At 55.2% G+C, this 22,581-nt stretch carries 19 protein-coding genes and 1 tRNA gene; 11 read left to right on the top strand and 9 right to left on the bottom strand.

Annotation, left to right across the window (positions count from 1 at the left end; genetic code table 11):
* Window positions 1–30: 30 nt before the first annotated feature.
* Genes hldE through N7V53_RS19850 form a run of 3 tightly spaced genes read right to left on the bottom strand, consistent with a single transcriptional unit; the run spans window position 31 to window position 5,675 of the window.
* On the bottom strand, window positions 31–1,461 hold the full coding sequence (gene hldE, locus N7V53_RS19860) for a bifunctional D-glycero-beta-D-manno-heptose-7-phosphate kinase/D-glycero-beta-D-manno-heptose 1-phosphate adenylyltransferase HldE (RefSeq protein ID WP_279794618.1): 1,431 nt from the start codon (window positions 1,459–1,461) through the stop codon (window positions 31–33).
* Between the two features lie 46 nt (window positions 1,462–1,507).
* Window positions 1,508–4,357 (bottom strand): bifunctional [glutamate--ammonia ligase]-adenylyl-L-tyrosine phosphorylase/[glutamate--ammonia-ligase] adenylyltransferase, encoded by a 2,850-nt coding sequence (gene glnE / locus N7V53_RS19855; protein WP_279794617.1) that lies wholly within the window; start codon window positions 4,355–4,357, stop codon window positions 1,508–1,510.
* 16 nt (window positions 4,358–4,373) lie between these two features.
* Complete coding sequence (locus tag N7V53_RS19850; RefSeq protein ID WP_279794615.1) at window positions 4,374–5,675, bottom strand: inorganic triphosphatase; 1,302 nt, start codon at window positions 5,673–5,675, stop codon at window positions 4,374–4,376.
* 240 nt (window positions 5,676–5,915) lie between these two features.
* Between N7V53_RS19850 and N7V53_RS19845 the strand changes: the two genes are divergently transcribed.
* Together N7V53_RS19845 and N7V53_RS19840 are read left to right on the top strand one after the other, a co-directional pair.
* Entirely contained in the window at window positions 5,916–6,530 is a 615-nt protein-coding gene (locus N7V53_RS19845) for a TIGR04211 family SH3 domain-containing protein (RefSeq protein ID WP_124967231.1), read from the top strand.
* A gap of 67 nt (window positions 6,531–6,597) precedes the next feature.
* The gene (locus N7V53_RS19840; RefSeq protein ID WP_054803009.1) at window positions 6,598–7,839 is read left to right on the top strand and encodes a multifunctional CCA addition/repair protein; all 1,242 of its coding nucleotides are present in this window, start codon (window positions 6,598–6,600) and stop codon (window positions 7,837–7,839) included.
* 12 nt (window positions 7,840–7,851) lie between these two features.
* Here N7V53_RS19840 and bacA read toward each other — a convergent pair whose 3' ends face one another.
* Complete coding sequence (gene bacA / locus N7V53_RS19835; RefSeq protein ID WP_023480824.1) at window positions 7,852–8,673, bottom strand: undecaprenyl-diphosphate phosphatase; 822 nt, start codon at window positions 8,671–8,673, stop codon at window positions 7,852–7,854.
* A gap of 106 nt (window positions 8,674–8,779) precedes the next feature.
* The gene (folB, locus tag N7V53_RS19830) at window positions 8,780–9,148 is read right to left on the bottom strand and encodes a bifunctional dihydroneopterin aldolase/7,8-dihydroneopterin epimerase (protein WP_279794611.1); all 369 of its coding nucleotides are present in this window, start codon (window positions 9,146–9,148) and stop codon (window positions 8,780–8,782) included.
* Window positions 9,149–9,311: 163 nt separating this feature from the next.
* On the opposite strand from folB, the gene plsY reads away from it, so the two are divergent.
* Window positions 9,312–9,929, top strand: a complete 618-nt coding sequence (plsY, locus tag N7V53_RS19825; RefSeq protein ID WP_023480785.1) for a glycerol-3-phosphate 1-O-acyltransferase PlsY — start codon at window positions 9,312–9,314, stop codon at window positions 9,927–9,929.
* A 37-nt stretch (window positions 9,930–9,966) separates the two neighbouring features.
* On the opposite strand, the gene tsaD is transcribed toward plsY, so the two are convergent.
* Complete coding sequence (tsaD, locus tag N7V53_RS19820) at window positions 9,967–10,980, bottom strand: tRNA (adenosine(37)-N6)-threonylcarbamoyltransferase complex transferase subunit TsaD (RefSeq protein WP_023480705.1); 1,014 nt, start codon at window positions 10,978–10,980, stop codon at window positions 9,967–9,969.
* A gap of 238 nt (window positions 10,981–11,218) precedes the next feature.
* Between tsaD and rpsU the strand changes: the two genes are divergently transcribed.
* The 3 genes from rpsU to rpoD all read left to right on the top strand — a co-directional run bounded on the left by rpsU (window position 11,219) and on the right by rpoD (window position 15,350).
* Window positions 11,219–11,434, top strand: coding sequence for a 30S ribosomal protein S21 (rpsU, locus tag N7V53_RS19815; protein ID WP_001144069.1), 216 nt, complete (start codon window positions 11,219–11,221; stop codon window positions 11,432–11,434).
* Window positions 11,435–11,603: 169 nt separating this feature from the next.
* Window positions 11,604–13,349 carry a DNA primase gene (gene dnaG, locus N7V53_RS19810; protein ID WP_023481053.1) on the top strand — a complete coding sequence of 582 codons (1,746 nt, stop codon included), beginning with the start codon at window positions 11,604–11,606 and terminating at the stop codon, window positions 13,347–13,349.
* Window positions 13,350–13,505: 156 nt separating this feature from the next.
* A complete protein-coding gene (rpoD, locus tag N7V53_RS19805) occupies window positions 13,506–15,350 on the top strand; it encodes an RNA polymerase sigma factor RpoD (RefSeq protein ID WP_023480889.1) in 1,845 nt (614 codons plus the stop codon).
* 52 nt (window positions 15,351–15,402) lie between these two features.
* On the opposite strand, the gene mug is transcribed toward rpoD, so the two are convergent.
* Window positions 15,403–15,909, bottom strand: a complete 507-nt coding sequence (gene mug, locus N7V53_RS19800) for a G/U mismatch-specific DNA glycosylase (RefSeq protein ID WP_279794608.1) — start codon at window positions 15,907–15,909, stop codon at window positions 15,403–15,405.
* A 126-nt stretch (window positions 15,910–16,035) separates the two neighbouring features.
* Between mug and N7V53_RS19795 the strand changes: the two genes are divergently transcribed.
* From N7V53_RS19795 to N7V53_RS19780, 4 genes are all read left to right on the top strand, one after another.
* Window positions 16,036–16,111: transfer RNA gene (locus N7V53_RS19795), tRNA-Ile, on the top strand.
* Between the two features lie 298 nt (window positions 16,112–16,409).
* The gene (locus N7V53_RS19790; RefSeq protein WP_279794607.1) at window positions 16,410–16,967 is read left to right on the top strand and encodes a serine acetyltransferase; all 558 of its coding nucleotides are present in this window, start codon (window positions 16,410–16,412) and stop codon (window positions 16,965–16,967) included.
* A 358-nt stretch (window positions 16,968–17,325) separates the two neighbouring features.
* Window positions 17,326–17,958 carry a DapH/DapD/GlmU-related protein gene (locus N7V53_RS19785; protein ID WP_347882232.1) on the top strand — a complete coding sequence of 211 codons (633 nt, stop codon included), beginning with the start codon at window positions 17,326–17,328 and terminating at the stop codon, window positions 17,956–17,958.
* Window positions 17,959–18,229: 271 nt separating this feature from the next.
* A complete protein-coding gene (locus tag N7V53_RS19780; RefSeq protein ID WP_023480724.1) occupies window positions 18,230–19,399 on the top strand; it encodes a molecular chaperone DnaJ in 1,170 nt (389 codons plus the stop codon).
* Between the two features lie 29 nt (window positions 19,400–19,428).
* On the opposite strand, the gene N7V53_RS19775 is transcribed toward N7V53_RS19780, so the two are convergent.
* Complete coding sequence (locus N7V53_RS19775) at window positions 19,429–20,199, bottom strand: siderophore-interacting protein (RefSeq protein ID WP_279794606.1); 771 nt, start codon at window positions 20,197–20,199, stop codon at window positions 19,429–19,431.
* Between the two features lie 238 nt (window positions 20,200–20,437).
* On the opposite strand from N7V53_RS19775, the gene N7V53_RS19770 reads away from it, so the two are divergent.
* On the top strand, window positions 20,438–20,950 hold the full coding sequence (locus N7V53_RS19770; RefSeq protein WP_279794605.1) for a PadR family transcriptional regulator: 513 nt from the start codon (window positions 20,438–20,440) through the stop codon (window positions 20,948–20,950).
* On the opposite strand, the gene N7V53_RS19765 is transcribed toward N7V53_RS19770, so the two are convergent.
* Window positions 20,947–22,509: a methyl-accepting chemotaxis protein gene (locus tag N7V53_RS19765; RefSeq protein ID WP_279794603.1), complete on the bottom strand. Its 1,563-nt coding sequence runs from the start codon at window positions 22,507–22,509 to the stop codon at window positions 20,947–20,949. The genes N7V53_RS19770 and N7V53_RS19765 overlap by 4 nt on opposite strands.
* Window positions 22,510–22,581: the final 72 nt, after the last annotated feature.

Here is a 22,581-nt window from a genome sequence, read left to right as displayed (position 1 = left end):
CCCGTTCTGCTTTACCGATTTAACCGCCGTTTACTGGCTGTTTTTCTGGATCTTTTTGATGATATTGGTGGTCGAGCAGCCATCTTCGAAGTTGAGCACCAGCACTTCACCGCCGTTAGCCCACACCTCTTCACTGCCGACGATTTGATCCGGTTTGTAATCCCCGCCTTTCACCAGCTTATCTGGCAGAACGCCAGCAATCAGACGCTGCGGCGTATCCTCTTCAAACGACACCACCCAGTCCACGGCTTCCAGCGCGCTCAGCACAATCATGCGCTGCTCAAGCGGGTTGACCGGACGCGTCTCGCCTTTCAGACGTTTGGTCGAAGCATCGCTGTTGACCGCGACAATCAGGCGGTCGCCGAGCTTGCGTGCGTTCGCCAGGTAAGAGACATGCCCGGCGTGGAGGATGTCGAAGACGCCGTTGGTCATCACCACTTTTTCACCGCGTTTACGCGCGGCGGCAACGGCCACTTTCAGCTCCTCTTCGCTCATCACACCGAAGCCGGTTTCCGCACGACCGCGCACGGCATTTTCCAGTTCAATCGGGGATACCGTTGAGGTGCCGAGTTTACCAACCACCACACCGGCGGCAGCATTGGCAAAGAAGCAGGCCTCTTCCAGCGAGTTACCCGCCGCAAGCGTTGCCGCCAGCACGCCAATCACCGTGTCGCCTGCACCCGTCACGTCATACACTTCCTGTGCCTGGGTCGGCATATGCAGCGGCGCTTTGCCCGGCTGCAGCAGGGTCATCCCCTGCTCGGAGCGGGTCACCAGCAATGCAGAGAGATCGTAATCGGCGATCACTTTCATGCCGCGCTCAACGATCTCCTCTTCACTCTTACATTTGCCCGCCACCGCTTCGAACTCGGAGAGATTCGGCGTCAGCAGCGTCGCACCACGGTAGCGCTCAAAATCGGTCCCTTTCGGATCGATCAGCACCGGTACACCGGCTTTACGCGCCAGCGCAATCATCTGCTGAACGCTGTTGAGCGCGCCTTTGGCGTAATCGGAGAGCACCAGCGCGCCAATCGAGCCGAGCGCCTGGTTGATGCGCTCATGCATGGGCTGTGGATCGACGCCATCAAACCCCTCTTCGAAATCGAGGCGGATCAGCTGCTGGTTGCGTGACAGCACGCGCAGCTTGGTAATGGTCGGGTGAGTCGGAACAGAAACAAAGTCGCAATTGACGTTAACGTCCGCCAGCGCTTTGCTCAGCGCGCGCGCCGCATCATCAATGCCGGTCAGGCCGACCAGGCGCGCGGAGGCACCCAGCGAGGCAATGTTCATCGCCACGTTCGCCGCGCCGCCCGGACGCTCTTCAATGGTGTCAACTTTGACCACCGGCACCGGCGCTTCCGGGGAGATGCGGCTGGTTGGACCGTACCAGTAACGATCCAGCATCACATCGCCCACCACCATCACACCGGCTTGTTTAAACTCTGGCAGCGTAACTTTCATTCCTGTCTCCTGAGAGATACAAAATTTGCGCGCGATGATAGCACACTTACGCCGGGGCGCACGGTTCCACCAGCCACTTCACCCAGCTGGTTTTAATCAGCTCTCGTTCGGCAACAAAGCAGGAGAGCGGCACATTTCCCGGCAGCTCCTGCAGCGCCAGGTGATGCAGCTCATCGCGCAGCGTGGTGTAAGCATGGGTCAGCGCCAGCGCCTCCTGCTCCTCCATAATGCCGTTCTGCGCCAGCCCTTCCAGAATGCGCACATTGTCTGACCAGCGCGTTAACTTCGGCTTATCGTGGGCGTAACGCAGCACCAGATATTGCGCGATAAACTCGATGTCAGTAATGCCACCCTCATCAGTTTTCAGGTCAAAGCGATCTTTCTGTTTATTGCCAAGATGGGCGCGCATCTTCTCGCGCATCTCGCGCACTTCGGTTTGCAGCTTCGTGCCCTCGCGCGGCGTCAGCAGGATATCGCGGCGAATAGCGTCGAACTGCACGGTCAGCTGCGGGTCGCCATAGACCACGCGCGCGCGGGCCAGCGCCTGATGTTCCCAGGTCCAGGCTTCGTTTTTCTGGTAATCGGCGAAGGCCTCAGCGGTGGTGACTAACATCCCTGCCGCGCCGGAAGGGCGCAGGCGCGCATCCACTTCATAAAGGATGCCGGAAGAGGTGCGCGTACTGAAGAGATGCATAATGCGCTGCGCCAGCCGCAGGTAAAACTGGCGGCCATCGATTTCACGCTCGCCATCGGTCATCACATCCATTGGGCAGTCATGCAAAAAGACCAGATCGAGATCGGAACTGTAACCCAACTCCCAGCCGCCCAGTTTGCCATAGCCAACCACGGCAAAGCCGCGCCCTTCGCGATCGTGCAGATGCGCAGGCTGGCCGTAGCGCTTCACCATCTGCCCCCAGGCTTGCTGAACCACGGCATCGATAATCGCCTCTGCCAGCCAGGTTAAGTGATCGCTCACTTTCATCACCGGCAGCGTGCCGGCGATATCCGCCGCCGCAACACGCAGCAGCTGTGCCTGTTTAAACTGGCGCAGCGCCTCCAACTGCTGCTCTTCATCCTCTTCCGGCACGCGCAGCAGATACTGGCGCAGCTCATCGCGGTAGGCGTTCATTGCCGTCGGTTGGTAGAGCGTGGCGGGATCGAGCAGTTCATCGAGCAGAATCGGGTAGCGCGCCAGCTGGCTCGCCACCATCGGTGAAGCGGCACACAGCGAGATGAGGTGTTTCAGCGCGCCGGGAAATTCGCTTAGTAACTCAAGATAGGTGGTGCGGGTCACGATGCCGGTAAGCAGCGGCGTCAGGCGCGATAACGGCACCGGCGCATCCTCGCGCGAGCAGACATCGCTTAGCAGGTGCGGCATCAGGTGATCGAGCACCTGGCGGCCGCGCTGTCCGATGGGGCGCTTATCAAGCTCGTGGCGGAAATCGGCGATCAGTGCCACCACGCGGCGGCGATCCTCATCGCTTAAATGCGCAATCCCCGGCGTGCTGTCCTCCTCCTGCAACGCGTCCTGCCACAGTTCGCGCCACTGCTCAGAGAGCGCCTCGTCGGCAGACTCCGCGTCATCATCGCCAATCAGCTCATTAAAGATGCGCCGCACGGCGGCCATATGCGCCTCAAGCTGGCTGCTGAGCGCATCCCAGCTCTCCACACCCATGCCCCAGGCAAGACGCGCACGGTTTAGCTCATCGCCCGGCAGCGTCTGCGTCTGTTCGTCATTAATGCTTTGCAGCAGGTTTTCCAGCCGCCGCAGCCAGAGATAGGCAACGCGCAATTTCTCCGCATCGCCTTCCGGCAGCAGATGCAGCCGATCGATAGCCGCTAAGGTCGGCAGCAGCGAGCGGGATTGCAGCGCCGGTTCACGCCCGCCGCGAATCAGCTGGAACACCTGCACGATAAATTCGATTTCGCGAATGCCGCCCGCGCCGAGTTTGATGTTGTCCTTTAACCCCCGACGGCGCACTTCGCGGGCAATCATCCCTTTCATATTGCGCAGGGACTGGATGACGCTGAAGTCGATATAGCGGCGGAAGACAAACGGGCGCAGCATGGCGCGCAGTTCGCTGGCGTGCGCACCTTCGTCATCGCCCATAATGCGCGCTTTTACCATTGCGTAACGCTCCCAGTCGCGCCCCTGCTCCTGGTAATAATCCTCCAGCGCGGCAAAGCTCAGCACCAGCGGGCCGCTCTCGCCAAACGGGCGCAGGCGCATATCGACGCGGTAGACAAAACCATCCTGCGTCGGCTGATCCAGCACTTTGATTAGCCGCTGCCCAAGGCGGGTAAAAAACTGGGCGTTATCGAGCTCGCGTCTGCCGCCCTGTGTCACGCCATTTTCCGGCCAGGCGAAGATCAGATCGATATCGGAAGAGAAGTTCAGCTCGCCGCCGCCGAGCTTGCCCATGCCGAGCACCAGCATCGGCTGCGGAACGCCCTGTGCGTTACACGGCGTGCCCCATTCGCGGCAGCAGGCGCTGTAGAGCCACTCGCGCGCGGCAACGATCACGGTTTCCGCCAGCACGCTTAACTGTTGCAGCACCGCTTCATCGCTGATGATTCGCAGCGCCTGCGCCCAGGCGATACGCACCATGATGCGGCGGCGAAACTGCCGCAGCGCGCGCATTAGTGAGGCTTCATCGGTGACGGTTTGCAGCAGCGCATCCAGCCACGTCGCATAGTGCTGCCACTCATCAGCCGTGGGCGGCGCGCTCTCAAGCTCTGCCAGCCACTCGGGATAAGCGGCCAGGCTCTGCTCGACGAAATCACTGAACGTGAGCACTGACTGCGCCTGCGCGCTAAGCGGCCGGGCGATCAGCGCCTCCGGCAAGCGGGAAAGCACCGTTTGCCACTGTTGCGATAAGAGGGATGCGTGCTGCATTCAAAACGTCCTTACGTTAGCGTTTCCCGCTGTGTAGCCAGAATGGCTCCTCGTTAATGGCGGTATTACGGAAATGCTCAATCTCGATTTTCTGACGCGTTTCAATCGCATGGTAGAGCCCCTGCCAGTTCTCCAGCCACGCGTTCGCCAGCGCCCGGTCGTAGTAGCCTGCCAGCAGCAGCGTGCTGTCGATATCACGCGCCAGGCGTGGCAGCTGATCGCGATAGCTGTCGCCAAGGTGGTGAGCAAAGGTCTTTTTCAGTTCAGAGGCGGTGCGCGAGAGGTGGATATCGGCAAAGCGCTTGAAGGAGTCGGCAAATTTCGCCTGTGCTTTTTCGTCAAGGAATGCGCGCCAGCCCTGAGTCACCAGCCACTCCGTTAACAGCAGTTTCGCCATTGCCGACGGCACATCCCATACCGCCGTTTCAGCGGAGACGGCGGAGGTCAGCGTCGCTTCTGCCTGGGTCAGCAGGTCACGTAAGTGAGCGCTCGCTTTACGCGGCACAATACCGCCAAACAGCGTAAAGGCGTGGCGCAGCAGCGCAATGGCGCGCAGCACTTCAGGCCGTGCCGCGTCATTACCGCGCACCCACAGCTCTTCATGGTACTGCCACTGGGAGAGGGCCAGTTCCAGCGCGCTGGCAAACGCCTGCTCAACGGTCGCTTTCGGCGCGGCCTGCAAAAAGGGGGTCGGGCGAAGTTCGCGCGGCGCATTGCCCTGCGCGAGATGATACCCGCGCGCGGCTTTGCTCAGGCTGCCCTGACGCAGGCAGGAGAGCGTCGCCAGCTGGCGCGACAGCTTGAGAATATCCGCCGCATCGCCGCTCAGCAGCTCCAGCTCCAGTTCGCAAATCGGCTCGGCGAACTCGCCCGCTTTCACTTCGCCTAAATCGAGGCCAATCTCAATGCGGCTGTCGCCGACGTTAACCAGCCACTTTTCGCGGTAAAAATCGGTGCTGAACAGCGGCTGCGCGCGCGATTGCAGATCGTCTGGCAGGCCGCCTTCGGGCCACACTTCGGCGGGAAAGCGCGAAAGGTCAAGTTCGGCCTTATCGAGGGGAATATTGTATTCCGGGCGCTGATGTAAACCGCCAATGACGCGACCGGCGATTTTCATCGTCATCTCATATTGGCCGTTCACACCGCGAATACGCAGCCCCATATCATGGCTGCGTAGCCAGTTGTCAGGCGTTTCGTAATAGATGTTGAGTAACTGGCTGGACGCGATATGTTCGTCGGTCAGCGTATGAAGATGGTGACGAAGCGTTTCCACGCAGTCGTTCTTCACGATAAACTTTAATTCGATTTCCTGAGCCATGGCCTTGCACTTATGGTTATGTCACATCAGTGAAAATTTTTGGCGAACTAACGCGCCCTCGGTTTGTCAGTAGATAGTATTTTTTGCCAAATTGCCATGCAATGCGCAATCTGGCGGGTGCAAATGTTCGCATCAGTGCGCAGTTTGATCTGGAAGATTCCGATTGATGGTACCTGCCGGGTGTCGTCAGACTGTCGCCACTGTTTACCATTCACATTCAAAGAAAATAATGATTGCCTGATGCCAAATTTACGCCTGATTGGAATAACCCTTTTCGCGCTTAGCGTCTCTGTCGGCACCCACGCTGAAGAGAAGCGGTATGTTTCGGACGAATTGAGCACCTGGGTCCGCAGCGGCCCCGGCGATAATTACCGCCTTGTTGGCACGGTAAACGCCGGTGAAGAGGTCGCCCTGCTGCAACAAAACAATGAGTATGGCCAGGTGCGTGACAGCAGCGGCCGTACTGCCTGGATCCCGCTTAAACAGCTTAATACCCAGCCCAGCCTGCGCACCCGCGTGCCGGAACTGGAAAACCAGGTGAAAACGTTGACCGATAAACTGACCAATATCGACAACACCTGGAACCAGCGTACCGCAGAGATGCAGCAGAAAGTGGCGCGCAGCGACGGAGTGATTAACGGTCTGAAAGATGAGAACCAGAAGCTCAAAAATGAGCTGATTGTGGCGCAGAAGAAGGTCAACGCCGCTAATCTGCAGCTGGATGACAAGCAGCGCACCATCATTATGCAGTGGTTTATGTATGGCGGTGGCGTGCTGGGCGCGGGCCTGCTGCTCGGCTTGTTACTGCCGCACATGATCCCGACGCGTAAACGCAAAGATCGCTGGATGAACTAAGCAGATTCGCCATCTTCTCTACACTTACGTATTATCTGACGACAATTGTGTAGAGGAGAGTGGCGGCGTGAAGAGTTATCTGGTCGGTGGTGCAGTACGCGATACATTGTTGGGCCTGCCGGTCAAAGACAGAGATTGGGTAGTGGTCGGCGCCACGCCGCAAGAGATGCTCGACGCGGGCTACCAGCAGGTAGGCCGCGATTTTCCTGTGTTCCTTCATCCGCAAAGCCGCGAAGAGTACGCCCTGGCCCGCACCGAGCGGAAGTCTGGCTCCGGCTATACCGGTTTTACCTGCTATGCCGCCCCCGATGTCACCCTTGAGCAGGATCTACTGCGCCGTGATTTAACGGTTAACGCGCTGGCGCAGGATGAAAACGGCACGATTATCGACCCGTTTAACGGTCAGCAGGATCTGCGTCAGCGCATTTTGCGCCACGTCTCCCCCGCGTTTAATGAAGATCCACTCCGTGTGCTGCGCGTGGCGCGTTTCGCCGCCCGTTATGCCCATCTCAGCTTCCGTATTGCCGATGAAACCATGACGCTGATGCGCGACATGACCGAAGCGGGCGAGCTGGCGCACCTGACGCCGGAGCGAGTATGGAAAGAGACGGAGAGCGCGCTGCGCACCCGTAATCCGCAGGTTTACTTTCAGGTGCTGCGCGACTGCGGCGCGCTGAAGGTGCTCTTCCCGGAGATCGATGCGCTGTTTGGCGTTCCGGCTCCGGCGAAATGGCACCCGGAAATTGATACCGGAATTCACACGCTAATGACCGTCTCAATGGCGGCGATGCTTAGCCCCGAGGTGGACGTGCGTTTCGCCACGCTGTGCCACGATCTCGGCAAAGGGTTGACACCACCTGCGCTCTGGCCGCGCCATCACGGCCACGGCCCGGCGGGTGTCCGGCTGGTTGAGGGGTTGTGCCAGCGTCTGCGCGTGCCGAATGAACTGCGCGATTTAGCGAAGCTGGTGGCCGAGTACCACGATCTGATCCACACCTTCCCTGTTTTGCAGCCGAAAACCATCGTCAAGCTGTTCGACTCCATTGATGCCTGGCGCAAACCGCAGCGGGTGGAGCAAATCGCGCTGACCAGCGAAGCGGATGTGCGCGGGCGCACCGGATTTGAAGCCATCGATTACTCGCAGGGGCGCCTACTGCGTGCGGCCTGGGAAGTAGCGCGCGCGGTGCCGACAAAAGCGGTGATTGAGGCAGGTTTTACCGGTGCGGCAGTGCGTGAAGAGTTGACCCGCCGACGTATTGCGGCGGTTGCGCAGTGGAAAGCAGAGCACTGCCCTCAGCCCGAAGCCTGAGGGCATTAACGCTTAGAAGAAGACGACGTAGACCGCTGCGGCGACGATAAAGCGGTAGATGGCGAACGGAATAAAGGAGATGTGTTTAATCAGCTCCAGGAAGGTTTTAATAGCGATCAGCGCGACGATAAACGCCGTCACAAAACCGACGGCGAACATCGGGATATCGCCAGTGGTGAGAAAACCGATGCTCTTATAGAGATCCAGCGCCGTCGCGCCCATCATCATCGGCACCGCCAGCAGGAACGAGAACTCAGACGCCGCGTAACGGCTGACGCCTACCAGCATACCGCCGGAGATGGTCGCACCAGAGCGGGAGAAGCCCGGCCACAGCGCCAGACACTGGAAGCAGCCAATCAAAAACGCCTGACGATAGGTCATATCATCCACGCCCTGCGCGCGCGGCACTTTTGGCTTCAGCAGCTCCGCGGCGATCAGCAGCACGCCACCAACCACTAAGGCATAGGCGACATTTTTCGGGTTGAATAGCGTTTTGATCGCATCGTGGAACACCAGACCAATCACCACCGCCGGGATCATGCCAAGCAGAATATGGATCAGCGACAAACGCCCACTGCCGGTGCCTTCATGGCGCGGCGGCTTGCCGAAATGGATGCCAATAAGGCCGAAGAGGCGTCGCCAGAACATCACAACCACGGCGAGAATCGAGCCGAGCTGAATGACCACTTCGAATGTTTTTGCGGTATCGCCTTCAAAGCCCAACAGATGCCCGACGATAATCATGTGCCCCGTACTGGAGACGGGAAGAAACTCGGTAAGCCCCTCAACGACACCAAGAATGGCCGCCACCAGCAGGGAGTGCATATCGCTCATCAAATAAACCCCTAAAAAGATATAAAAAACGGCTCATCCAGTGGAGAAGCCGCGAAAAGCCGTATCTATGACCTGAATACTAGCGTTTGGTTTAACGATGATGAATTTAAAAACTTTTTTTCGGATTTAGGCCACGCTCGATAATCACGCCGACATTTTTTGCCCGCGCCACTGCGCCAGGTTTGCTCAGCTTGATGCGCACCCAGGGGGAGTTAAAGCGCGCAAGCAGCAACTCTGCCACCTCTTCCGCGACGCGTTCGACCAGCGCAAAACGCGCGCCTTCGACATGCCCGACCACGGTATCGGCAATGTCTGCATAACTCAGGCAATCCTTAACATCATCACTTTTTGCCGCCTGGCGGTTATCCCACGCCATTTCGATATCGAACACCAACTGCTGTTCAATGGTCTGTTCCCAGTCGTAAACACCAATGGTGGTGATCACAGAAAGCTGTTCGATAAATACAATGTCCATTTTTCTCCGCCTGCTTACTTGCGCCTGGGCCATGCCGCCAGGCCGCTTATTGAGTGGTTATCTTTCAGAATTTGCACAAAACCCGGATACCACTTTGCGTAATTTATGCGTATTATCCACGGATGCAGAGAATAAAACGACATTTTCAAAACGGAACAGCGTTATGAGTGCAATCGCGCCTGGGATGATTTTCCTTGCGTACCTTTGTGGCTCAATCTCCAGCGCCATCCTTGTCTGCCGCCTTGCAGGTTTCCCTGACCCGCGAGAGAGTGGCTCCGGTAATCCCGGTGCTACCAACGTATTACGTATTGGCGGCAAGGGCGCAGCCGCAGCGGTACTGATTTTTGATGTTTTAAAAGGCATGCTGCCGGTCTGGGGTGCCTATGCGCTTGGCGTTACGCCCTTCTGGCTGGGTCTTATCGCTATCGCCGCCTGTCTGGGCCATATCTGGCCGGTATTCTTTAAATTTAAAGGCGGTAAAGGCGTGGCCACCGCGTTTGGCGCGATTGCGCCGATCGGCTGGGATTTAACGGGCGTAATGGCAGGTACCTGGCTGCTGACGGTGCTGTTAAGCGGCTACTCGTCGCTGGGCGCGATTGTCAGCGCGCTGATTGCGCCGTTCTATGTCTGGTGGTTTAAACCGCAGTTCACCTTTCCGGTGGCGATGCTCTCATGCCTGATCCTGCTGCGTCATCATGACAATATTCAGCGTTTGTGGCGGCATCAGGAGAGCAAAATCTGGACGAAGCTGAAAAGGAAGAAGCGGCAGGATAAAGCGTAGATTTGCCCGGCGCGTGAAAACACCGGGCAACACTCATTTACGCGGCGGGAAGTTCCGCCAGCGGCCAGCGCGGACGCACCGTCACGCCAAGCCCGACATCATGACCCGCTTTCAGGCGCACCATGCCAGCATAAGCAATCATCGCCCCGTTATCGGTACAGAATTCCGGGCGCGCATAGAACACTTCCCCGCGACGTTTTTCCATCATCTGACCCAGTTTCGCACGCAGCGTACGGTTAGCGCTGACGCCGCCCGCCATCACCAGCCGGGTAAAACCGGTTTGATCCAGCGCGCGCTTGCACTTAATCATCAGCGTATCGACCACCGCATCCTCAAAGGCGCGCGCGATATCTGCCCGGGTCTGATCGTCATTACCACTATTACGAATAGTGTTAGCGGCAAAGGTCTTCAGGCCGGAGAAGCTGAAATCGAGCCCTGGTCGGTCGGTCATTGGACGCGGGAAGACAAAGCGCCCCTCTGTTCCTTGCGACGCCATCTTCGATAGCATCGGCCCGCCCGGGTAATCAAGACCCAGCAGTTTGGCCGTTTTGTCGAACGCTTCGCCGGCAGCATCATCAATAGACTCACCAAGCAGTTCATAATGACCGATGCCGGTCACGCTAATCAGTTGCGTGTGACCGCCGGAAACCAGCAGCGCGACAAACGGAAACGCTGGCGGGTTCTCTTCCAGCATCGGTGCCAGCAGGTGCCCTTCCATATGGTGCACGGCAATCGCCGGAACATCCCAGGCGAAGGCCAGCGAACGCCCAATGGTCGCACCGACCAGCAGCGCGCCGACAAGGCCTGGACCCGCGGTATAGGCCACGGCATCAATCTGTTTGGCGGTTAATCCGGCCTCTTTTATAGCAGCCTGAATCAGCGGCACGGTTTTGCGCACGTGGTCGCGGGAAGCAAGCTCCGGCACCACGCCACCGTAATCGGCGTGCAGTTTTACCTGACTGTAGAGTTGGTTAGCGAGAAGACCCTTCTGGTCGTCATAGATAGCGATGCCGGTTTCATCGCAGGATGTTTCAATACCCAGTACGCGCATGGCTCTGTTTACCTCTTTGCAATAGCGCGCAGTGTAGGGCGAATGCGGGGCGATGTAAAACTTTGCTCACTTGTGCAGCTGAGTTCGTGTATACTCCTCACCCTTACAAAAGTCCCCTTTCAAAAAGGGCGGCGGTGCTTTACAAAGCAGCACCAGTTGCAGTAAAATTCCGCACCATTTTGAAATAAGCTGGCGTGAACGCCAGCGGCAAACCGATTTAATCAAAGGTGAGAGGCACATGCCGGTAATTAAAGTACGTGAAAACGAGCCGTTCGACGTAGCTCTGCGTCGCTTCAAGCGTTCCTGCGAGAAAGCAGGTGTTCTGGCGGAAGTTCGTCGTCGTGAGTTCTATGAAAAACCGACTACCGAACGTAAACGCGCTAAAGCATCCGCTGTGAAACGTCACGCGAAGAAACTGGCTCGCGAAAACGCACGCCGTACTCGTCTGTACTAATTACTGAGGGCGAGCGCCCTCTGTGTTAGACCGAGTTGTAGTTGTAAGGCCGTGCTTCCGAAAGGAATGCGCGGCTTATTTTCGTTTATAACCTGATATAATTTTCGCCTTTTCAGCAACTTACCGCTGATGAGCATAACGAAAACTATATAAGATCAAAACGGGGCCTATGGCTGGACGAATCCCACGTGTTTTTATCAATGACCTGCTGGCACGTACCGACATCGTCGATCTTATCGACGCGCGCGTAAAGCTAAAAAAGCAGGGCAAGAACTACCACGCGTGCTGTCCATTCCATAACGAGAAAACCCCCTCTTTCACCGTGAACGGTGAAAAACAGTTTTACCACTGCTTTGGTTGTGGCGCGCACGGCAACGCCCTCGACTTTTTAATGAACTACGACAAGCTCGAGTTCGTCGAAAGCGTCGAAGAGCTGGCGGCAATGCACAACCTCGAAGTGCCGTTCGAAGCAGGCAGCGGACCGAGCCTGATAGAGCGCCATCAACGGCAAACACTCTATCAGTTGATGGACGGGCTGAATGCTTTTTATCAGCAGTCGCTGACCCAATCCGCCGCAGAGCCTGCTCGTCAGTACCTCTCCAGGCGTGGTTTGAGCAGTGAAGTCATTACGCGATTCGCTATTGGTTACGCGCCGCCCGGTTGGGACAACGTTTTAAAGCGTTTCGGCAACAATAGCGAAAACCGCAAGTCGCTGATCGATGCAGGCATGCTGGTCACAAACGATCAAGGACGCAGTTACGATCGCTTCCGCGAGCGGGTGATGTTTCCGATTCGCGACAAGCGCGGCCGGGTGATTGGTTTTGGTGGACGCGTGCTGGGCAACGATACGCCCAAATACCTGAACTCCCCGGAAACGGACATTTTTCATAAGGGCCGCCAGCTATATGGCCTCTATGAAGCGCAGCAGGATAAGGATGAACCGCAGCGGCTGTTAGTGGTCGAAGGTTACATGGACGTGGTGGCGCTGGCGCAATATGGCATTAACTATGCCGTTGCATCGCTTGGCACTTCCACGACGGCGGATCATATTCAGCTGCTGTTCCGGGTGACCAAAAACGTCATCTGCTGTTACGACGGTGACCGTGCCGGCCGCGAAGCCGCATGGCGGGCGCTGGAAACCGCGCTGCCCTATATGAGCGACGGGCGTCAGCTGCGTTTTATGTTTCTGCCGGATGGCGAAGATCCGGATACGCTGGTGCGTAAAGAGGGCAAAGAGGCGTTCGAAGCGCGGATGGAGCAGGCTCAGCCTCTCTCCACGTTTCTGTTTAACAGCCTGTTGCCGAAGGCGGATCTCACCACGCCGGATGGGACAACACAGCTTGCCGCGCTGGCACTGCCGTTGATCAACCAGGTGCCGGGCGAAACGCTACGCATTCAGTTACGCCAGATCCTCGGCAACAAGATCGGCATATTCGACGATGCACAGCTCGATCGATTAATGCCGAAGCAGGTGGAGAGCGCGGCGGCGCGCCCTGCCCCTCAGCTAAAACGCACAACCATGCGTATACTGATAGGGTTGTTGATCCAGAATCCGGAGCTTGCACCAAAAGTGCCTTCGCTGGCCGGTCTTGATCAATCCAGACTGCCTGGACTTGGCTTATTTGCAGAACTGGTCAACACTTGTTTGTCTCAACCTGGTCTGACAACTGGGCAGTTATTGGAACATTATCGCGGCACGAATGAGGCCGCAACCCTTGAAAAACTGTCAATGTGGGACGATATAGCAGATAAGGACATCGCTGAAAAAACCTTTACCGACGCGCTCAATCATATGTTTGATTCGATGCTTGAACGGCGACAAGAAGAGTTGATAGCTCGCGATCGCACGCACGGTCTAAGCAGCGAAGAACGCCGGGAGCTCTGGCAGTTGAACCAGGAGCTGGCTAAAAAATAAATTCAACGGCTTAAGTGCCGATAATCGTTCGGGTTGATCCCGACAGCCGCGACGAGGGCCAGCGGCAAAAATATAAATACACCCTCGCGTTAAATGTTGGCGGTTTATTTCGCTAACCGACACCAACCTCATGAATTTAAGTGTGGATACCGTCTTATGGAGCAAAACCCGCAGTCACAGCTGAAGCTTCTTGTTACCCGTGGTAAGGAGCAAGGCTATCTGACCTATGCCGAGGTCAATGACCATCTGCCGGAAGATATCGTCGACTCCGATCAGATCGAAGACATCATCCAAATGATCAACGACATGGGCATCCAGGTGATGGAAGAAGCGCCGGATGCTGATGATCTGTTGCTGGCTGAAAACTCCAACAACACAGACGAAGATGCTGAAGAAGCCGCTGCACAGGTACTGTCCAGCGTAGAGTCTGAAATCGGACGAACTACCGACCCGGTGCGCATGTATATGCGCGAAATGGGCACCGTTGAACTGCTGACCCGTGAAGGCGAAATCGACATCGCCAAACGTATTGAAGACGGGATTAACCAGGTTCAGTGCTCCGTTGCCGAGTATCCGGAAGCTATCACCTATCTGCTGGAACAGTACGACCGTGTTGAAGCAGAGCAGGCTCGTCTCTCCGATCTGATCACCGGTTTCGTCGATCCGAACGCCGAAGAAGATATGGCGCCAACGGCGACCCACGTCGGCTCTGAGCTCTCCAGCGAAGAGATGGACGACGATGAAGATGAAGAAGAAGACGACAGCGATGACGACAGCGACGATGACAACAGCATCGACCCTGAGCTGGCGCGTGAGAAATTCGCTGAACTGCGCACGCAGTACGAGCTGACTCGCGATACTATCAAAGCAAAAGGACGCAGCCACGCTGCCGCACAGGAAGAGATCCTCAAGCTGTCTGAAGTCTTCAAGCAGTTCCGTCTGGTGCCGAAGCAGTTCGACTACCTGGTAAACAGCATGCGCGTGATGATGGATCGCGTACGTACCCAAGAACGCATCATCATGAAGCTGTGCGTTGAACAGTGCAAAATGCCGAAGAAAAACTTCATCACCCTCTTCACCGGTAATGAAACCAGCGAAACCTGGTTCAACGCCGCGCTGGCCATGAACAAACCGTGGTCTGAGAAGCTGAAAGATGTGACTGAAGAAGTGCAACGCGGCCTGATGAAGCTGCAGCAGATTGAAGAAGAGACCGGCCTGACGATTGAGCAGGTTAAAGATATCAACCGTCGTATGTCTATCGGCGAAGCGAAAGCGCGTCGTGCGAAGAAAGAGATGGTGGAAGCGAACTTGCGTCTGGTTATCTCTATCGCCAAGAAATACACCAACCGTGGTCTGCAGTTCCTCGATCTGATTCAGGAAGGGAACATCGGCCTGATGAAAGCGGTTGATAAGTTCGAATATCGCCGTGGTTACAAGTTCTCGACTTATGCAACCTGGTGGATCCGTCAGGCAATCACCCGCTCTATCGCGGATCAGGCGCGCACCATCCGTATTCCGGTGCATATGATTGAGACAATCAACAAGCTCAACCGTATCTCTCGCCAGATGCTGCAGGAGATGGGTCGCGAGCCGACGCCGGAAGAGCTGGCTGAGCGTATGCTGATGCCGGAAGATAAGATCCGCAAAGTGCTAAAAATTGCCAAAGAGCCAATCTCCATGGAAACGCCGATTGGCGATGATGAAGATTCGCATCTGGGTGATTTTATCGAGGATACTACCCTTGAGCTGCCGCTGGACTCTGCAACTACCGAGAGCCTGCGCGCTGCAACGCACGATGTGCTGGCTGGTCTTACCGCTCGTGAAGCGAAGGTGCTGCGCATGCGTTTCGGTATCGACATGAATACCGACCATACGCTGGAAGAAGTGGGTAAACAGTTCGATGTTACCCGCGAACGTATCCGTCAGATCGAAGCGAAGGCGCTGCGCAAACTGCGCCACCCGAGCCGCTCTGAAGTGCTGCGTAGCTTCCTAGACGATTAATCGTCACACCAGACAAAAAGCTCCCCGACGGGAGCTTTTTTTTGCCTGTTATTTACAACCCGCGCGACGCCAGCGCCTCATCCAGCTCGCGATAGGCTTCAACCAGTTTCTCTGACGACGCGCGGTTCAGGCCGCTGGGATTGGGCAGCACCCAGATTTGCGTCACGCCAATGGTCATCTCCTGCCTCCCCCACTTCGCACCGCGAACGCTAAAGGCTTGCTCAAAAGCCTGCTTGCCAAGCACTGCCAGCGCGGCGGGCTGATACTCCTCTATTTTATGTACCAAATCCCTGCCGCCGGTACGCAGCTCATGCAGCCCGACTTCTGTCGCCTGCACGGTCGGACGCTGCACGAGCATGGTGATGCCGCAGCGCGTATCCAGCAGATGGTGCTCATCCTCCGGGCGCAACTGCTGGTCGGTAAAGCCGGCCTGATGAATCACTTTCCAGAAGCGATTTCCCGGATGCGCAAAATGAAAACCCGTATGGGCAGAGGATTTCCCCGGATTAATGCCACAAAACACGACGCGCAGCCCCGGCGCCAGAATATCGTGGATCATGCTTTACTCCCGATTAGAAACGATAAACTTAAGTATAAGAGATTGAAAATGCGCTGTTTATAAAAACATCAGCCGGGCGATTCCTGCTGGATTGCGAGGGTAAGTTACTCTATAATTCACCGCCACGGCCCCTTAGCTCAGTGGTTAGAGCAGGCGACTCATAATCGCTTGGTCGTTGGTTCAAACCCAACAGGGGCCACCAAATTTTAGCTTTAAAATCATATAAATAAGCCACTTTTAACGAAGTGGCTTTTTTGTTGCCTTGTTGGCAAACGGCAGCAAAATGGCGGCAGGAATTTGTAGTTTGTTGTGGTCAGGGCTGTTTGGCCAACGATATGAAGCCACGGCATCGCTTGCGCTTCTGATAAGCAGGAAGCCACCTCACGTTACTGGATAGCCAGCAAAACATAGCTCTGCAATGCGTTATCAGATATTTATTGTTTAGGTATGTTTTCAAAAAGTTATCGCCTAAAATCACCGTTTTGCACGGGAAGATTGCGATGACGTCTTATACAGAACTCAAAGAGTGCATCCGCCTTGAAATCATCGGGCATGACAAACCGTTTTCATGGCGAAAAGCGCTACTGCGCACAAGGCGCAACCCCAAGAAGCACTTTATGTTCTGGTGGCGCATCGCGTCATACCTGTATGCACAAAACAGCAAGTTCAAAAAGCGTATGGCGCGCCGGATTGAAAACCGGCTCAAATACCGTCACAGCGTCGATATCTCCCTCTCCTGCCGGATTGGCAAGGGCTTAAACATTGCTCATCTGAATGGAATTGTGATTACGGATAACTGCGTCATCGGCGACTATGCCGACCTTAAGCAAGGCATCACCATTGGTCTGCGGACCGACAGCGCCGATGCGATGATTCAGATTGGCAATAATGTGGATATTGGCTGCAATTCGTCGATTCTGGGCGGGAAGATCACCATTGGCGACAATGTGACCATCGGTGCGCATTCGCTGGTGCTTCAGAGCATCCCCGGCGACACGGTGTATAAAAATAAGATCACGCCAGTGTGCACCCCCAAACGACCGCAGCAGGGAAGTTAGGCACGACCGACTTGAATCAGCGCCACAACACCCTTAACCACACACCCTTAATACACTTCTACCAGTGAGAGTTCACTGGCATGGTAATTCCTGGAGACAAAGTTTAGTAGGTGACGAGGCTCTCTTTACCCCTTAATCTACTGAACCTACCAGATAAACTGAGCCTAAACAGCACGCAAATTCCAGTCACACTTTGTCACATCTTTATTGACATTAGGAATAATCCGAGTAAAATTTCCCAGCAAAATTAATAACAACATTCTCGATAAGTCATTCCTTATCTCAATTTTTTGCATCAAAAATTTCGCAGCAAATTAAAAATCAAAACATAAATGCATGCTGTGGAGTAACGCCAGCATTGATTTATAAAAAAAATAATAAAAAATCTTTGAATAGTTCTAAAAACTTATTTGATATATTTATTATGAACAACCAGGTAAATATGGAATTTTTAAAAGAGTGCTTACGAGTAGAAGTCATTGGCGGGAAGGATAAAAAATTCTCATGGGGAAGAGCCTTGCGACATGCATGGCGCCAGCCAAAGCGCCGTTTTCTTTTCTGGTGGCGGATTGCATCCTATCTTAATGATAAAAAAGGAAAAAGATGCAAGAAAATCGCACATTTCCTTAATCGTAGATTAATGAAGAAATATAATACTGAGATTGGCCTTGGTGCAAAAATTCAACCTGGGCTCTTCGTCGCTCATTATAATGGCATTGTAGTTTCGTTATATTGCGATATCGGTAAGAATTTCCTGATCCGGCAAAATACCACCATCGGTATCAAAACCCCGGGAAGAAAAGATGAAGACTACAGAATCAAAATTGGCGACGATGTCGTTCTTGGTGCTAATTGCTGCATCATATCTGATGATATCCGTATCGGAGATAACGTAAAAATCGGTGCGATGACATTCGTGAATAAAGATATTCCTGATAATAATGTCTACTACACCAAAAAAGAGACGGTTCAGGTGCTGAGAGAGGCGTAAGCCTCCTTACACCTACTGGACGTGGTTACGCCTTATCCAGGCAGAGGCGTTGCGACATTTTCAGAGCCATTTACCTGGCCCCTTAGGGGCGTTTTCGCCCTCATTTCACCGAATTACACCGCCATAAGCGCAATTTTCATAGAAAGACTAACGCATTGAAATATGCCCATGTAATATGAGGCCGGGCTATTGCGACTTTCGCCTTCGTGGTCCAGATTTGATGAATAACTACTCCCCTTAACAGACTCATTAAGCGCTTTGACGAAACGCCATGAACAAACCCATAAAACGGCTTGAAATCATCAAATACGCCATTGAACTGGAGGATGACAGCATCATCCTCAGCCAGCTTCCGTTGCTGAAAACGGAAGTGACCGACCCGGAGTTAGCGTTTATTGTTCACGCGCTCGAAGAGAAGAACTACAGCGATGCGATGCGCGCCATTACCTCGTGGCTACAGAGCCAGCGCTCGGTCGTCAGTTGGCAAGATCCCCAGGTTTCCGCCAGTAAGCTTGAACTTAAAGCGCTGGAAGAGCAGCTTCGCGAACTTATCGACAAGCGCAACGCGCGCATTCAGCAACTGGATGAATTTAACGATCTCTACTTAACCCGTCTCGGGCCACTGATGTCGCAGATCCTGCGCCTGCGTAAAATGCTGGCCGAGGCCGCGGTGCGTCGCCAGGAAGCGGAAGCACGTCGCCGTGAGGCTGATTATCTGCGCTGCCAGAAATACCTTTCGCAGGCGGTGAATGTGCTGGTGACGCTCACGCAGCGCTGGCAGAGCATGCCGCCGCACTCGATGCAGGCGGCTGAAGCGCGTAAACATCTCCAGCAGCAAAGCGAACTGATCGCCTCCCTGCTGGCAGAAGCACAGGAGCTGGAGCGCGGTCTGACGCGTGAAGAGGAGCCGACGCGCCAGGCGCGCGACGAAGCGCGTCAGGAGTACGAAAGCTATCAGGAGCAGCAGCACGACGCGGAAAAACGCTTCAGCTTCGAGCAGAAGATGTCGGAAGAGGAGCGCCATGAGCTGAAGCGCCTCTGGCGGCAGGCGAGTAAACTCTGTCACCCCGATCTGGTCGACAGCGAGATGAAAAACGATGCCAACAGCATGATGGTGCAGCTCAACCAGGCCCGTCAGCGCGGCGATCTGAGCGCTATTCGCTCCATGCTCAGCCGCCTGCAAAAAGGGCTGGAGCCGCTGATGGCCAGCGACAGGCTGAATGACGTGCAGCGTCTGCGTCAGCGCATTGTGGAAGTGAAGCAGCACATCGCCACGCTGATTGAAGAGTTAATGACGCTGGACAAAGAGGAGACCTGGCAGCTAGTCTCTTCCCTCGGCGATCGGGAAACCTATTTCCGTCAGCAGGAGAAAGCGCTGGCAGAGATCCGTGAATCCCTTGAGCAGCAGGTTAACGAAGCCGAATACGACGAAGTTGCCTGATATGCGCCCGGCGCTCTGCCGGGCCGTAATTACTTTTTATGCCAGTAAGCCTGCGCGCGAACGCACTGCTGATCGATAGCGTCCGTTTCAAACTGCGCCTTCAGGGATTTCACCACCTCCCCCTCCCCGGTCAGCCAGATAAAATAGTCCTCTTCCGGCACCGTTAGCGCTGCCAGTTTCTGCGCAACCACCTGCGGGTTATGTCCAATCACATACTCAATATCAAAGCCTTTCAGGTGCGCGAGGTAATCCTGATAATCGGCATTGTCGATGGTTACCAGCGCCGTCACCTGCGGGCGCAGCGCCAGCTGGCTTATCGCCTCCAGCCGACGGCGCAGTGCCGGCATACCGGACTCATCGCATACATAGAGTTGCCAGGCGTAATCTTCCGGCACCACCAGCGAACCGCGCGGCCCGCCGATAGTCAGATGATCTCCGGCCTGCGCGTGAAGCGCCCAACTGCTCGCCACACCACCGTCGTGAATATAAAAATCGAGGGTCAGCTCATGGCGGCTGGCATCATAGAGCGGCGTATAGTCACGCGACAGCGGACGCGGCCCGTCGCCCCAGTTAATGCCCTCATCCGTTACCTCTGGCGGAACAAAGGGAGCGCCCTCCTGCGGGAAGAAGACTTTAGTGTGATCGTCGAAACCGCGTGAGCTAAAGCCATCGAGCTGCTCGCCGCCAAGCACAATGCGCTGGAAGCCCTCGCTTGCCCGCTCAACGCGCAAAACGGTTAACTGGCGAAAACGCAGCTCATTGCGCACGCGCTGCGGATAGCGTGAAGAAGTTGTGGTCATAATCGGCCCTACTGAATGTGAAATCGATATATCTAAATTTTGTGCAAATGATAATGATTGTTGTTTGTAGCGAAGGCAAGATCTTTTTAAGATATAGCGACAACTAAGAGCACGCGCTGACAAAACCACTATTTAAAATCATAATTATCAACAAGATAAAAATATGGCATTAAACGATCCTATTAACAGACAGGGTTTAGATATAGATTAGATATATCTAATTAAGACGGAGAGTAAGATGCGCCATTCACAGAAGAGTCACGATCACCCACATCAAGGCGGCCGTCGGCAGCGCTTTTTCGGTCACGGGGAGTTACGCCTGGTGGTGCTGCATCTGCTGCGCGACAGCGCCAGCCACGGGTATGAGCTGATTAAAGCCATCGAAACGCTGACCGAGGGAAACTACACGCCCAGCCCCGGCGTGATCTACCCGACTCTCGATCTATTGCGCGATCAGCAGTTGATTACTATCAGCGATGAGGAGAGTGGGCGCAGGGTGATTGCGATAACGCGACACGGTCAGCAGTGGCTGGACGAGAGCCAGCAGCAGCTGGCGCAGATTCTGGAGCGGGTTAAAGCACGGAATGTCGGCTATCAGTTGCGCAGAGATCCGCAGATGAAACGGGCACTGGCGAACTTTAAAGCCGTGCTCGATCTGCGCGTGAATCAGCAGGCGCTCAGCGCCGCGCAGCTTAAACAGATAATTGGCATTATCGACCGCGCGGCGCTGGAGATATCCCAGCTGGATTAAGCCGGCATTGGCGCTTCACGCAGGCGGAAGACCTTCACCAGTTCGCGCAGATGCAGCGCCTGGTCGTTCAGTGCCGCCGCCGCCGCGACGGACTCTTCCACCAGGCTTGAGTTTTGCTGGGTGGTGGAGTCAATCAGGCCGATAGCACTGTTGATCTGCGAAATGCCGTCGGTCTGTTCGCGGCTCGCCTGGCCGATTTCACGCAGGATCACATCCATCTCTTCGACGTTGGTCACCATACCGTTAATCAGTGCGCTGGCTTTCTCCACCAGCGCCATCCCTTCACGGGTCTGGCTGGCTGAGCTCTCGATCAGATGGCGAATATCATTCGCCGATGAAGCGCTTTTCTGCGCCAGCTGACGCACTTCACCCGCCACCACGGCAAAACCACGGCCATGCTCACCGGCACGTGCCGCTTCCACCGCGGCGTTCAACGCCAGAATGTTGGTCTGGAAGGCAATCGCATCAATCAGGTTGATGATATCGGACATGCGGTTAGAGGTATCGTTGATCACCCGCATCTTCTCGGTGACCTGCATCATCATCTCGCCATTGCTTTTCACCACCGTCGCCGCATCGGCCGACAGCGTGGTGGCTTCAGAGGTGTGATCGGCGGTGTTCTTCACGGTTGCGGTGATCTGCTCCATGGATGCCGCGGTCTGCTCAACGGAACTCGCCTGCTCTTCCGTGCGTGCCGCCAGATCCTGGTTACCAGCAACAATCTGCGCCGCCGCGCTGGAGATATTTTCAGAGCCGTTCTGCACCTGATGCACAATCTCCACCAGGCGGTTTTTCATCTCCATCAGCGCGCGCAACAGCGTCCCGGTTTCATCGCGATGACGCGAGTCAATCGAACGGGTTAAGTCACCGTCGGCAATCGCTTCAGCAAAAGTCACTGCTTCGCGAAGCGGACGAGTGATCATACGCGCGATCACCACGCCAATCAGGCTTCCGAGGGCAATACTGATCGCCGCCAGCGCAATCAACAGCAGGCGGTTAGAGCCAAAGTCATTCTGCACCTGCTGACCCGCGTCACGCATCTGCCGATCCTGGATGGCGATCAGCTCCTGCACTTTCGCTTTATAGGCCTTCTGGACAGTGATGGTATTGGTCATCATCTCCTGAATGGCGGCCGGGCGATCGTTGCGTTTTACCGCATCGAGAATACGAAAACGGGAGTCGAGGTACTGCTGGCGCACGGTGCGAATATCAGCAAGGATTTGCTGCGACTGCTCGTCGCGCAGGTTCTTCGATAAGTCTGCCAGTATAGTCGTAATACGCGCGCTGATGGCCGCCAGCTCTTTTTGAGAATCAGCCGACCATTTGCCGTCCGTATCTAACAGCATTAATTGTTGCGTACTGACGAACGTCTGGAAATTATCAATCAGCTGGTTTGCTTTAACGGTCGTGGGATAATCCTCATGCACAATTTCTTGCATACCGTTGTTGGCACGATTAAGGCTAAAAAGCGAGAAACAGGAACTCACCACCATCAATACAATAAAGAATCCGAATGCCAGAAATAATTTCGTACCGATTTTTACATCATGTAAAAACATATCTTCTCCGTGGATTTGAATGTCTTGCTGACAAAAGCCTTGAACCCTAATTCAGAAGGCACGCTTAAGTCC

Origin of the sequence: Kosakonia sp. HypNH10 (assembly GCF_029850615.1) — a bacterium.
Taxonomy (GTDB): domain Bacteria; phylum Pseudomonadota; class Gammaproteobacteria; order Enterobacterales; family Enterobacteriaceae; genus Kosakonia; species Kosakonia cowanii.
This window is presented reverse-complemented; position numbering and strand designations above follow the sequence as displayed.

Excerpts from the sequence above, each read along its gene's own strand:
- N7V53_RS19850 (WP_279794615.1), bottom strand. The coding sequence starts at position 5,675 with ATGGCTCAGGAAATCGAATTAAAGTTTATCGTGAAGAACGACTGCGTG.
- hldE (WP_279794618.1), bottom strand. The coding sequence starts at position 1,461 with ATGAAAGTTACGCTGCCAGAGTTTAAACAAGCCGGTGTGATGGTGGTG.
- N7V53_RS19770 (WP_279794605.1), top strand. The coding sequence starts at position 20,438 with ATGCGCCATTCACAGAAGAGTCACGATCACCCACATCAAGGCGGCCGT.
- dnaG (WP_023481053.1), top strand. The coding sequence starts at position 11,604 with ATGGCTGGACGAATCCCACGTGTTTTTATCAATGACCTGCTGGCACGT.
- glnE (WP_279794617.1), bottom strand. The coding sequence starts at position 4,357 with ATGCAGCACGCATCCCTCTTATCGCAACAGTGGCAAACGGTGCTTTCC.
- folB (WP_279794611.1), bottom strand. The coding sequence starts at position 9,148 with ATGGACATTGTATTTATCGAACAGCTTTCTGTGATCACCACCATTGGT.
- plsY (WP_023480785.1), top strand. The coding sequence starts at position 9,312 with ATGAGTGCAATCGCGCCTGGGATGATTTTCCTTGCGTACCTTTGTGGC.
- N7V53_RS19780 (WP_023480724.1), top strand. The coding sequence starts at position 18,230 with ATGAACAAACCCATAAAACGGCTTGAAATCATCAAATACGCCATTGAA.
- N7V53_RS19765 (WP_279794603.1), bottom strand. The coding sequence starts at position 22,509 with ATGTTTTTACATGATGTAAAAATCGGTACGAAATTATTTCTGGCATTC.
- bacA (WP_023480824.1), bottom strand. The coding sequence starts at position 8,673 with ATGAGCGATATGCACTCCCTGCTGGTGGCGGCCATTCTTGGTGTCGTT.
- rpsU (WP_001144069.1), top strand. The coding sequence starts at position 11,219 with ATGCCGGTAATTAAAGTACGTGAAAACGAGCCGTTCGACGTAGCTCTG.
- N7V53_RS19775 (WP_279794606.1), bottom strand. The coding sequence starts at position 20,199 with ATGACCACAACTTCTTCACGCTATCCGCAGCGCGTGCGCAATGAGCTG.
- mug (WP_279794608.1), bottom strand. The coding sequence starts at position 15,909 with ATGATCCACGATATTCTGGCGCCGGGGCTGCGCGTCGTGTTTTGTGGC.
- tsaD (WP_023480705.1), bottom strand. The coding sequence starts at position 10,980 with ATGCGCGTACTGGGTATTGAAACATCCTGCGATGAAACCGGCATCGCT.
- N7V53_RS19790 (WP_279794607.1), top strand. The coding sequence starts at position 16,410 with ATGACGTCTTATACAGAACTCAAAGAGTGCATCCGCCTTGAAATCATC.
- rpoD (WP_023480889.1), top strand. The coding sequence starts at position 13,506 with ATGGAGCAAAACCCGCAGTCACAGCTGAAGCTTCTTGTTACCCGTGGT.
- N7V53_RS19845 (WP_124967231.1), top strand. The coding sequence starts at position 5,916 with ATGCCAAATTTACGCCTGATTGGAATAACCCTTTTCGCGCTTAGCGTC.